The organism is Nocardia sichangensis (assembly GCF_047200615.1).
In the GTDB taxonomy this organism is placed as follows: Bacteria; Actinomycetota; Actinomycetes; order Mycobacteriales; family Mycobacteriaceae; genus Nocardia; species Nocardia sichangensis.
This window is the reverse complement of record NZ_JBJZOK010000005.1, coordinates 344,465-354,387: the sequence shown is the minus strand read 5'-3', so window position 1 is coordinate 354,387 and position 9,923 is coordinate 344,465. Positions and strand designations below refer to the sequence as shown.

Genomic DNA, 9,923 nt, shown 5'->3' with positions numbered 1-9,923 from the left:
GGGCGGGGGGCCCCCCCCCCCCCCCCCCCCCCCCCGGGGGGGGGGGGGGGGCCCCCCCCCCACGGCTCGTCCACAGCGGTCAACGGTCCTCGGTGAGAACAGGTTTGAGATCGAGGATCGGTGTGCCGTGCACAGCTTCGAGGTTGCGGACGTGGATGCGGGTTCCGGTGACGGCCAGGACATGGACGCTGTGCAGACCGATCGGATTGGGCCGATGTGGGGCGCGGGTGACGAAGACGCCGGTGGTCGCGCGAGTCGCGTCACCACGCGGGTGGATGGTGAGTGTTTCGCGGTCGGCACGATCGAGCCAGGTCAATACCAAGATGTCCATGCCTGCGGCGAGTCCGTCGAGGGCGGGGGCATATCGGTCATCGATGACCAGCCAGGCCGGCGGGGCTCCTTCATCGGGTTGGCGGGGAGCGGTGGCGGGGTCGGTCAGCACGGATTCGACGTGCCCGATCGGGCGCAGCGTGTAATCGGTCATGATGTCCTTGCCGTTCTCGCAGGTGGTTCGAGCCCGTTGCCCTCGGGCGTCGAATCACCCAAGAGCGACGGGCTCGGCTTTCGGAATATTGCCGATATCAGGACTGCCGGATCACCGCGAGGTCGAACTCCAGCGTCACCTTCGGAGCGACCATGCCCGCGGCCGCCTTCCAGTGCACCCCCCAGTCCTTGCGGTTGATCGTGGTTGCGCCGGTGAAGCCGACTCGGAGGGCGCCGTTCGGGTCGTTCCGCACGCCGGCCGGTTCGAAGTCGACGGTCACCGGCTTGGTGACACCGCGGATGGTCAGGTCGCCGGTGACCTGGACTGTGGTCTCGTCGACCCGCGCAACCCCGGTCAGGGCGAAGGTGATGGTCGGGTGGTCATCGGCGGCGAGGAACTTTCTGCCCAGCAGATCATCGCGCCGCCGGTTGCGGGTGTCGATGCTCGCGGCCTGGATCCGCAGCCCGCCGCTGGACTTCGAGGGGTCGCCGAAGTGCAGATGCGCGCTGCCGTCGAATTCCCCGAAACTCCCGCGCACCCGGGTGGCCATGGTGTGCCGGGCGATGAAGCCGATTCGTGTGCGGGCGGTATCGATGACGAAGTCGCCGGTCAGGTCGGCGAGTTCGATGGTGGTTGACATGGTCGGTCACTCCTGGCGAGGTCGGATGGGTCGGGCGAGCCGGCCGCTCGAAGCGTGGTGCGGTAACGTGGGTCTCACGCCCGGCCGGGATCGCGGGTGATGGTGCGCGCGATGGCGAGGGCGGCGAGTTTGTCGGGGTTACGGATGCCGTAGCCGTTGACGATCACGTCGTCGACGATGTCCAGCACGAGAACGGCCTCCAGATGGTCGCCGGTGTAGATGGCGACCGCGGGCTCGCTGTTGCAGTTCACCGGCTCGATCCGCATGCCGGGCCTGCGGTGCACTGCTTGCAGCAGGTTCAGCAGAATCGTGGCAACTTGCTCGGCGCCGGTCATCACCAACTGGCGTACCGCGGTGATCTTGCCGCCGCTGTCGGTGGTCCAAGTGACATTCGGCGCGAGCATCGACAGCAGGCCCGCCAGGTCACCAGTGGTCGCCGCCGTCATGAATTTCTCGGTGAGTTCGGCGATCCGGGCGCGGTCGTACGGCCCGAACCGGTTGCGTCGCGACCGGACGTATTCGCGGGCGCGGTAGGCCATTTGACGCACCGCCGCCGCGGATTTGCCGACCGATGCGGCGATATCGTCGTAACCGAAGGCGAATACTTCGCGCAGCACGAACACCGCGCGTTCATCCGGGGTGAGCGATTCCAGCAGCACTAGCATCCCCATCGAAACCGACTCGGCGAGAACCAGATCACTCGCGGCATCGTGCTCGGTGAGCAGCAGCGGCTCGGGCAACCATGGTCCGATGTATTCCTCGCGGCGGCGAGCGCTGAGCCGCAGCGCGCTGAGCGCCTGCCGGGTCACCACCTGCGCGAGATACGATTTGGTGTCCCGCACCGTCGCAAGGTCCACCTGGGCCCACCGCAGGTAGCTGTCCTGCAGCACGTCGTCGGATTCGGTCGCCGAGCCGAGGATTTCGTAGGCGATCGTGAACAGCAACGGCCGCAACAGGGTGAACCGCGCGGCATGCTCATCGGTAGTGCTCACGAGTTGGCCGCCATCTCCGAATCGGACAGCGGGAGCCGCCTGCCGCCCTTGAGCCAGAACAGCGAGCCGGGCTTGCGGGCTTCCCATCGAATTCCCCACAGCGTCCACTTGGTAGCCGTCTCCTTGATCGGCGCGCCGACGCGGCCGGAGATATGGGCGTTCATGGGTGTGTCGTCCTTGTGCGCGAGCTGCACGATGCCCGCGCGGCGGCCGAGGCTGACGTTGGATCCGAGGAACGCCATGTCCAGTGCCGCGGGCGCAGTGCCTGCGATGCGGGCCAGCACCGTGTCGGCGGCGTGAGCGCCGAGCGGCCCGGCGGCTTGGCAGCTCATGCGCAGCGGCTGGTTCGACGGGGCGGCGGCGTCCCCGGCCGCGACGATACGGTTGTCGTCGACGCTGGTCAGGGTCTCGTCGGTGAGGAGCCGCCCGAGAGCGTCGGTGTGCAGGCCGCTGCGTGTGGCCAGCTCCGGCACACCGAACCCGGCGGTCCAGATGGTGACCGCGCTCGGCACCACGCAGCCGTCGGACAAGACGATCGACTCCCGCAGGACCTCGGCCACCCGCACATTCTCGAGCACCTCGACGCTGTTGCGGGCCATCCACCGGGCCACCACCCGTCGCGCCCGCTCCGAGAAACTCGGAGCCAATCGATCGCCGCATATCAGTGTGACGGCGCGCCCCTGTTCGGCCAGCTCGGCCGCTGTTTCGATGCCGGTGAGCCCGCCACCGACCACGGTGATCGGGGCCTGCGTCGGCAGCTCTTCGATGGCGGCCCGCAGGCGGTGAGCGTGCTCCAGTTCCGCTATGGGGTAGGCGAATTCGACCGCTCCCGGCACTGTGGTGGGCGGGGCCGCGGTGCTGCCGACCGCGTAGACGACATAGTCGTAGTCCAGTGCGCGGCCCGATGCCAGCTCTACGGTCCGCGAGGCGGTATCGATGCGGGTGGCGTCATCGACGACCAGGCGCACACCGTCGCCGAGCAGCGGGCCGTAGTCCGCCTCGGCCTCTCCGGTACCGGCCACCAATTGATGCAGCCGCAGTCGTTGGACGAACTTCGGACGAGAGTTGACCACGGTGATCTCGACGTCGTCGCGCTGTCGCAGTCGATTGGCTGCCACGGCGCCGGCATAGCCGCCGCCGATGACCACGACCTTGAAGCTGGTGCTGTTGTGCTCCGTCATGCCTACGAGACGCTGCCGACCACCGAGAAATAACAGTAGGTGATGCAGTTCACTGCCCGGTCAGGCCTGCCGGCGAACCCACCGCTCGCAGTCGCGGTTGTGGTGCGGCGTCCAGCGTGCGGCCCGTCCCGCCGGAGGACCTACGGAGTGGGCGCCGCCCGAGGTGACCGCCCCCGAATCACCCCGGCTCGCTCCCCGCTGGACGATCACAGTTCGCGCAGTTTTCGTCAGGCGGCCTGTGCCGCGGGGTCCGGCTTCGGGGCGACGACCCGTTCCCGGGTGCGCAGCGAAGCCCACAATGCGGCGGTGGCGGCGGTACACGCCGCGGCCCCGCCCACGTGCACGACGACCAGCGCCGCAGGGACGTCGGTGAAGTACTGCACGATGCCGACCAGACCCTGGGCGCAGACCAGTCCCAGCAGCACGAAAAGGCGGGTGCGCACAGCGGGTGTGATACCGACCGCGAACAAACCGAAGGCCAAGCCGATCAGCAGAGCGAGGTAGCCGACGAGCAGCTGCGAATGCAGATGCACCAGGGTGACGATCTCCACTTGCAACCGCTCTACGGGACGTTCGATGCTCTTGTCGCCCGCGTGCGGGCCTGCGGCGGTCACCAGGGTGCCCGCGACCAGGACCGCCGCGAGCGCGACCCCCGCCAGCGCGGTCAGCCAGCGCAGCGGCGCGGGAGCCTGCACGGTGTCGATGCCGTCGTCGGGTTCACCGATCTTCGCGTACAGCACCACCGCGAGCCACACCATCACCATGGATGCGAGCAGGTGCGTGGACACGGTCCACCACAGCAGTCCGGTGCGTACCGTGAGGCCGCCGATGACCGCCTGCACGACGGTGCCGCCGGGCATCAGCCACGCGTACACCAGCACCTCGCGGCGGCGGCGCGCCCGGGTAACGGCCAGCACGATCGCCGCCGCGCACAGCGTGACCACGAAAGTGAGCAGCCGGTTGGAGAACTCGACCGCCTGGTGGATGGCCGGTACCTCCGACACCGCGACCGGCGTGAAGCTGCCGGGGAAGCACTGCGGCCAGGTCGGGCAGCCCAGGCCGGACGCGGTGACCCGCACGACGGCGCCGGTCACCGAAATGCCCGCCTGGGAGAGGATGACCGCGAGCGCGATCAGGCGCTGCACCCGCGAGGAGGGCAGCGGCAGCTTGTCGACGAGTCGCAAGAACGCGCGATACAGCACGTCGAAAATGGTAGCCGGGCCGGATCCGGCGGTTTCATCCGGTCTACTACATTTCGTCGTTGAAGCTCAGTGGAAGCGGAACAGGCGGGTGGCCGCGACGCCCGACACCGCGCCCCACACCGCGAGCACGGCGATCCCGAACCAGTCGACGCTGGTGTGCATCGCGCTCTCCAGCGCTTCGGCCAACGCCCCCGAGGGCACCAGCCTGGCCAGTACGCTCACCACCGTGGGCAGGTCGTCGGAGGCGAACACGATGCTGGCGACGCCGAGCATGACGAACCACAGGATGTTCGCCAGCGCGAGCACCACCTCGGCCTTGAGAGTGCCGCCCAGCAGCAGGCCCATCGCCGCGAACGTCGCGGTGCCGAGCGCGATCACCGCCGCGCCCAGCAGCAACCCGAGCGGTTCCGGCCGCCAGCCCAGCGCGAAGCCGATGAGGCCGAGCAGCACGGCTTGCAGCACGACCACGATGAGCACCGCCGCGCACTTGCCCGCGATGACGCCCCAGCGCGGCAGCGCCGTCGCGCCGAGCCGCTTGAGCGCGCCGTAGCGGCGGTCGAAGCCGACCGCGATGGCCTGACCGGTGAACGCGGTGGACATGACGGCCACCATCATCACCGCGGGCACGATCTTGTCCACCCGGTCCGCGCCGAGGTCGCCGAACGGCAGCAGGCTGAGGCCGACCAGCAGGGTGATCGGGATGAACATGGTCAGCAGCAGTTGTTCGCCGTTGCGCAGCAACAGGATCAGTTCGAGCCTGGTCTGCGCGAGCAGCATCGCGGCGCGGGTGCTCGGACGCGGGGCGGGAGCGAAAGTGCCCGGCGCGAAACGGTTGGCGGTCCGGTCGTGCTCGCTCATCCGCGCAGGTCCCGTCCGGTCAGTTCGAGGAAGACGTCCTCGAGGCGGCGCTGGTCGATCCGGATGTCGGTGGCCAGCACGTCCATCCGCGCGCACCACGCGGTGACGGTGGCGAGCACTTGCGGATTGATCTCGCCCTCCACCAGATAGGTGCCCGGCGTGGTCTCCCGGGGCGTGAAGCCTTCGGGCAGGGCGTTGGCCAGCAGTTCCAAGTTCAGTTTGGGCGGGGCGCAGAAGCGCAGCTGCCCGGCCGCGCCGTGGGCGGTGACCTCGGCCGGGGTACCGGAGGCGACGATGCGGCCGTGGTCGATGATCACCAGTTGGTCGGCGAGCTGCTCGGCCTCGTCCATCATGTGCGTGGTCAGCACGACGGTCACCCCGTCGCGGCGCAGGGCATCGATCAGCTCCCAGACGATCAACCGGGCCTGAGCGTCCAGCCCCGCGGTTGGCTCGTCGAGGAACACGATTTCCGGCTTGCCCACCAGTGCGCAGGCGAGAGCGAGCCGTTGCTGTTGTCCGCCGGAGAGGCGGCGGTAGGGGGTGCGGCGGTTGTCCTGGAGGCCGAGCGTGCGCAGCAGCCAGTCGGGGTCGAGCGGGTCCGCGGAGTAGGCGGCCACCAAATCGAGCATCTCGCCCGCCCGCGCACCGGGATACGCGCCGCCGCCCTGCAACATGACGCCGATGCGGGGGCGCAGTCGTTCGGAATCGGCGACGGGGTCCAGGCCGAGCACGCGCACCGTGCCCGCGTCCGGCGCGGCGAATCCCTCGCACATCTCCACCGTCGTGGTCTTGCCCGCGCCGTTCGGGCCGAGCAGCGCGAGCACCCGCGCCGGTTCCACCTCGAACGTCAGGCCGTCCACCGCGGTGATCTGGTCGTACCGCTTGACGACGCCGTCCACGCTGACAGCAGGCCCGGAAGCTGTCGTCACGACGCCGCCTCGCCGGCGCTCGATTCCGGCGCACCCGGTGATGCTGTGTAGACGGCTCCCTCGCCACGCTCGGTCACGATGTCACACCGTAAGAGGTGGGCACCTGTGACGGAGCCGACACCCCCGTCTGCCCGCGCCAGGGCAGCGAATTGCGCGTGATCACGATGAACAGCACCCCGACGATCACGGTGGCGATCGCGGCGCCCACGATCTGGAACACCTCGAGATCGGCGCCGCGCGGCATCAGGATCACGCTCACGATCGCCGAGAACGCCACCGCCGGAACGCGGAACACCGGCCTGGTCGCCCACGCGGCCATCGGGACGATCGCCCACAGCAGATACCAGGGCTGCACCACCGGGAAAAGCAGCACGATCGCGCCGAGCGCCACGCCGAGCGCGCCGACCGGATGCAGCCGCCCGGTGCCGGTGGCGACCAGCATGCGCACGGTGAAGAAGCCCGCGACCAGTGCCGCGATCGGGCGGGTGATGCTCAGCAGCGCGGTGGTGTGATCGCCGAGCCCGAGCAGCACGCCGCCGAATCCGGTGATGATGCCCAGCACCGTGGGCAGCGACATCCAGCTGCGCACCACGCTCGCGGTGTTCAGCGTGTAGATCCAGCCGAAGCCGAGCCCGCTCACCGAACTGATGAAAAGCGTTGTGCCGATGGCTATCGCGCCGAGCATGGCGGCCGCGATGGCCACCGTGCGCAGTGAGGCTCCCCACCTGCGAGCCAGCGCCATGCCGACGAAACCGAGCGCGATGATCGAGGTGAACTTGATCGACGACGACAGCGTGATGATGACCGCGCCGCCGATCAGCCGCGCATAGGCGCGGCCGTCGAACGGGTGGGTGTCCTCGATGGCGCGCAGGCAGAACTCCAGGCCCGCCAGCATCAGGCCGAGCATCAGCGCGTCGTTGTGCACGCCGCCGACCAGATGGAACAGCACGAGCGGGTTGGCCGCGCCGAGCCACAGCGCGCTGACCGGCGCGACGCCGCAGCGCACCGAGAGCCGGGGCAGTGCCCAGACGATCAGCGCGACGCCGCCGAGCGCGAGGATCCGGTGCACCCACACGCCCGCGATGATGTTGTCGCCGGTGAGTTCGGCGATGCCGCGGCCGATCCAAAGGAACAGCGGGCCATAGGGCGCGGGGGTGTCACGCCAGATGGTCGGGACGTTGTTGGTGAGGACGTTGTCGATCCCGAGCCCCGCGACCGGGCCTTCCTCGTAGGGGTCGATGCCGCGCGCGGCGATCTCGCTCTGCGCCAGATAGGAGTAGACGTCGTTGCTGAACAGCGGAGGAGCGACGCTGAGCGGGATCAGCCACAGCAGCAGCGTGCGATCGAGTTGCGATCGGGTCAGCCGGTGCAGTGGTGAACCGCCGATACCGCCCACCGCGAACCGGCCCAGCAGCAGCCAGGCCAGCACCACGACGACGGTGCCGGTCATGCACATGGCCAGCGAGCCGGTATGGGCGCGGGCGAAGATGCCAAGCACCCGGACGCCGGACGTGGGGTTCTGGTGCACCGGCTGCGCGCCGATGCCCAGCGCGCTGATCGCCATCAGCACCGTGCCGGTCGCGCCCATCAGCCGGATCCGGTCGAGCTGCGCCAGCTCCTTGCGATCGAGACCGGGCACCTCCGACTCGTCGCGATGCAACACCGCGATCGTGTGATCGGCCGCGGGCACGTCGAGTCCGAGTGCCCGGCGCCCGAACGCCAGTGTCCTGCGCCGCGCGCCCTCCAGTACCGCCACGCCACGAAGCCTAGTTCGAACGGCGAGCACACACCGCGAACGGACCCCGGTCGTTCCGCCCGGGCCCGCCCCGCTCACACGGCACAATCGACGCATGGTTTCGGAGTCCAGGCGGCGGATCGAGGTGGCCGCCTCCGGGCTGCTGGCGCGGCACGGGTATCACGGGTTCGGTCTGAAGGCGTTGAGCGAGGCGGCCGAACTGCCGTACGGCTCGATCTACCACCACTTTCCGGGCGGCAAGGAGGAGATCGCGGTCGCGGCGATCACCGGGACCGGCGTGCTGACCGGCCGGATGATCCGGCAGGCGCCGACCGACGTCTTCGCCACCTTGGCCACGCTGTTCGAATTCATGGTGGGCAAGCTCGCGGATTCGGAATGGACCGACGGGTGCCCGATCGGGACGCCCGCGCTGGACGGCGGCAGCGACGTGGCGGCGGTGCGCTCGGCCTGTGTGCGCGCCTTCGACACGATGGAGCAGGCGTTCGCCGGGCTGCTCGCCGAACTCGGCCTCGGCGGGGAGGATGCGGCCGAACTCGCCGCCACGGTGGTCGCCGCCTACGAGGGGGCCACCATCCTGGCCCGGATCCGCCAGACGGACGCACCGCTGCGCACGGTCGCGAAGTCGATGGAGCGGCTGATCCGGGCGACATTCGCGGCGGCGGGAATCGGTGGCGCGGTCTCGGCGGCGGAAGGTTCGGACGAAATCGAAGCCGATGCGGTCACTGTCGACCGGAAATTTTCCGGAAATGCGCGCGGACAGGGAGATTCGAAGTGAAGCCGTTGACTAGAAAGAACGTTCTAGCGACACTCGGACGATGAAGCGACTGATGCTGACCGGCCCCGGTGCGATGCGCTGGGAAGACCACCCCGAACCCGTACTGAGCGGGCCCGATCAGGCGCTCGTGCGGCCGGTCGCGCTGGCCACCTGCGACATCGATCCGGCCGTGCTGCGCGGCGCCTTCCCGCTACCCGGGCCGTATCCCTTCGGGCACGAGGGAGTCGCCGAAGTGGTCGAGGTGGGGCCGGAGGTCCGCGACGTCGCGGTGGGCGACCTCGTGGTGGTGCCGTTCCAGATCTCGTGCGGCGCCTGCCGGGCGTGCGCGCGCGGCCGGACCGGGAACTGCACCAGCCATCCGCGGCTGTCCAGTTTCGGCCTCGGTCCGATGGGCGGGCTGGACTGGGGCGGGTTGTGGGCCGACCTCGCGCTCGTGCCGCACGCCGACGCCATGCTGGTCCTGCTGCCCTCCGGCGTCGACCCGGCCGCAGTGGCCAGCGCCAGCGACAACATCCCGGACGCCTACCGCTCGGTCGGCCCCCAGCTGGCCGCCGATCCCGCCGCCGAAGTCCTGGTGATCGGCGGCCCCGCCGCGCCGTCGATCGGTCTGTACGCCGCCGGGCTCGCGGTCGCGCTCGGCTCCGCCCGTGTGGTCTATCTCGACGACTCCGACCAGCGGCTCGAGATCGCGAAATCGCTCGGCGCCGAGGCGATCGAAGGCCCGCGCGACGCCCGGGTGGGACGGTTCCCGATCGTGGTCGAGGCGGCCGGCGGGGCGAAGGCGCTGCGCGCGGCGATCGATGCGGCGGCGTACGACGGCTGGTGCACGAGCGTCAGCGTGCAGTCGCAGGATGTCGCCCTGCCGATCCTGGACATGTACACCCGCTGCTGCACCTTCCACACAGGTCGCGCGCACGTCCGCCCGGTCATTCCCGAGGTGCTCGATCTCGTCGCCGCGGGGCGCTTCGACCCGTCGCTGGTCACCACCGTGACGGCCGCGTGGGACGAGGCGGTGGACGCGCTGCTGGAGACGCCGATGAAACTGGTCGCCGTGCGCTGAGCGCCTGTGACGAATCGCACTGCGTGCCCTGTCCCCGACCCCGATA

At 69.6% G+C, this 9,923-nt stretch carries 10 protein-coding genes; 2 read left to right on the top strand and 8 right to left on the bottom strand.

Annotated elements, in window-relative coordinates; translation table 11 throughout:
* Window positions 1-79: 79 nt before the first annotated feature.
* The 8 genes from tsaA to mptB form a co-directional block, all read right to left on the bottom strand.
* Entirely contained in the window at window positions 80-484 is a 405-nt protein-coding gene (gene tsaA, locus ACL03I_RS10135) for a tRNA (N6-threonylcarbamoyladenosine(37)-N6)-methyltransferase TrmO (protein WP_355070812.1), read from the bottom strand.
* Between the two features lie 97 nt (window positions 485-581).
* On the bottom strand, window positions 582-1,124 hold the full coding sequence (locus ACL03I_RS10130) for a YceI family protein (protein ID WP_412805731.1): 543 nt from the start codon (window positions 1,122-1,124) through the stop codon (window positions 582-584).
* 74 nt (window positions 1,125-1,198) lie between these two features.
* Complete coding sequence (sigJ, locus tag ACL03I_RS10125) at window positions 1,199-2,116, bottom strand: RNA polymerase sigma factor SigJ (protein ID WP_412805730.1); 918 nt, start codon at window positions 2,114-2,116, stop codon at window positions 1,199-1,201.
* On the bottom strand, window positions 2,113-3,297 hold the full coding sequence (locus tag ACL03I_RS10120; protein ID WP_412805729.1) for an NAD(P)/FAD-dependent oxidoreductase: 1,185 nt from the start codon (window positions 3,295-3,297) through the stop codon (window positions 2,113-2,115). Before ACL03I_RS10120 ends, sigJ begins: the two co-directional genes overlap by 4 nt.
* Before the next feature lie 227 nt (window positions 3,298-3,524).
* On the bottom strand, window positions 3,525-4,499 hold the full coding sequence (locus ACL03I_RS10115; protein ID WP_412805728.1) for a COX15/CtaA family protein: 975 nt from the start codon (window positions 4,497-4,499) through the stop codon (window positions 3,525-3,527).
* Between the two features lie 66 nt (window positions 4,500-4,565).
* On the bottom strand, window positions 4,566-5,357 hold the full coding sequence (locus ACL03I_RS10110; RefSeq protein WP_356961827.1) for an ABC transporter permease: 792 nt from the start codon (window positions 5,355-5,357) through the stop codon (window positions 4,566-4,568).
* Window positions 5,354-6,286 carry an ABC transporter ATP-binding protein gene (locus ACL03I_RS10105; RefSeq protein WP_355070823.1) on the bottom strand — a complete coding sequence of 311 codons (933 nt, stop codon included), beginning with the start codon at window positions 6,284-6,286 and terminating at the stop codon, window positions 5,354-5,356. The genes ACL03I_RS10110 and ACL03I_RS10105 overlap by 4 nt, the downstream gene beginning before the upstream one ends.
* Window positions 6,287-6,359: 73 nt before the next feature.
* Window positions 6,360-8,042: a polyprenol phosphomannose-dependent alpha 1,6 mannosyltransferase MptB gene (gene mptB, locus ACL03I_RS10100; RefSeq protein WP_355070825.1), complete on the bottom strand. Its 1,683-nt coding sequence runs from the start codon at window positions 8,040-8,042 to the stop codon at window positions 6,360-6,362.
* Window positions 8,043-8,136: 94 nt separating this feature from the next.
* Here mptB and ACL03I_RS10095 point away from each other — a divergent pair, with 94 nt between their 5' ends.
* Together ACL03I_RS10095 and ACL03I_RS10090 are read left to right on the top strand one after the other, a co-directional pair.
* The gene (locus tag ACL03I_RS10095) at window positions 8,137-8,817 is read left to right on the top strand and encodes a TetR/AcrR family transcriptional regulator (protein ID WP_412805727.1); all 681 of its coding nucleotides are present in this window, start codon (window positions 8,137-8,139) and stop codon (window positions 8,815-8,817) included.
* Between the two features lie 40 nt (window positions 8,818-8,857).
* Entirely contained in the window at window positions 8,858-9,877 is a 1,020-nt protein-coding gene (locus ACL03I_RS10090) for a zinc-dependent alcohol dehydrogenase (protein ID WP_412805726.1), read from the top strand.
* Window positions 9,878-9,923: the final 46 nt, after the last annotated feature.

Bases quoted from the DNA above. Each gene is read 5' to 3' on its own strand.
- ACL03I_RS10130 (WP_412805731.1), bottom strand. From the start codon at position 1,124: ATGTCAACCACCATCGAACTCGCCGACCTGACCGGCGACTTCGTCATC.
- ACL03I_RS10110 (WP_356961827.1), bottom strand. From the start codon at position 5,357: ATGAGCGAGCACGACCGGACCGCCAACCGTTTCGCGCCGGGCACTTTC.
- tsaA (WP_355070812.1), bottom strand. From the start codon at position 484: ATGACCGATTACACGCTGCGCCCGATCGGGCACGTCGAATCCGTGCTG.
- ACL03I_RS10095 (WP_412805727.1), top strand. From the start codon at position 8,137: ATGGTTTCGGAGTCCAGGCGGCGGATCGAGGTGGCCGCCTCCGGGCTG.
- ACL03I_RS10120 (WP_412805729.1), bottom strand. From the start codon at position 3,297: ATGACGGAGCACAACAGCACCAGCTTCAAGGTCGTGGTCATCGGCGGC.
- ACL03I_RS10090 (WP_412805726.1), top strand. From the start codon at position 8,858: ATGAAGCGACTGATGCTGACCGGCCCCGGTGCGATGCGCTGGGAAGAC.